This is a genomic window from Mycobacterium sp. 1165178.9 (genome assembly GCF_001673555.1).
Classification (GTDB): domain Bacteria; phylum Actinomycetota; class Actinomycetes; order Mycobacteriales; family Mycobacteriaceae; genus Mycobacterium.
In genome coordinates, this window is the sequence record NZ_LZMB01000548.1 from 1 (window position 1) to 973 (window position 973).

General features: G+C 63.2%; 2 protein-coding genes. Both read left to right on the plus strand.

What is annotated here, in order from left to right; all coding sequences use genetic code 11:
- A partial coding sequence (locus tag A5652_RS23265) for a 3-hydroxybutyryl-CoA dehydrogenase (RefSeq protein WP_067357436.1) occupies positions 1 to 782 on the plus strand: 782 nt, incomplete at its 5' end.
- Between the two features lie 87 nt (positions 783 to 869).
- Positions 870 to 973: class I SAM-dependent methyltransferase (locus A5652_RS27885; protein WP_197514075.1), on the plus strand; the 104-nt coding region annotated here is incomplete at its 3' end.

Consider the following 973-nt stretch of genomic DNA (forward strand, 5'->3'; position numbering starts at 1 on the left):
CCGGTGTCGATGTGACCGTGTTCGAAACCACCGAAGCCCTTATCACGGCGGGACGCAACCGCATCGTGAAGTCGCTGGAGCGCGGCGTGAGTGCCGGCAAGGTGACCGAGCGGGAACGCGACCGGGCGCTGAGCAAGCTCACCTTCACCACCGACCTGAAGGACCTCGCCGACCGCCAACTGGTCATCGAGGCGATCATCGAGGACGACGCCGTCAAGGCGCAGGTCTTCGCCGAGCTCGACCGGGTCATCACCGACCCCGACGCGGTTCTGGCGTCCAACACCTCAAGCATCCCGATCATGAAGATCGCGGCAGCCACCAAGAACCCGCAACGCGTGCTGGGCCTGCACTTCTTCAACCCCGTCCCGGTGCTGCCCTTGGTCGAGTTGGTCAGCACCCTGGTCACCGACGACGCCGCCGCCGCGCGCACCGAGGAATTCGCGAGCGCAGTGCTGGGCAAGCAGGTCGTACGCTGCTCCGACCGGTCGGGTTTCGTGGTGAACGCGCTGCTGGTGCCCTACCTGCTGTCGGCAATCCGCATGGTGGAGGCCGGTTTTGCCACCGTCGAAGATGTCGACAAGGCCGTGGTGGCCGGGCTGTCGCACCCGATGGGTCCGCTGCGGTTATCCGACCTCGTCGGTCTGGACACTCTGAAGCTGATCGCGGACAAGATGTTCGAGGAGTTCAAGGAACCGCACTACGGGCCGCCGCCGCTGTTGCTGCGCATGGTGGAGGCCGGCCGACTCGGCAAGAAGACGGGCCAGGGCTTCTATACCTACTGACGCCAGGCACGCCTTTCGCTTTTGGCATCGATTTCGTTTGTTGGATAGTATCCACGCGATCCAATCGACGAGAGGTCCGCACCGAACATGACTGGACTGGAACCCTATTACGAAGAGTCGCAGTCCATCTACGACGTCTCGGACGAATTCTTCGCGTTGTTCCTAGACGCCACCATGGGTTACACCTGCGC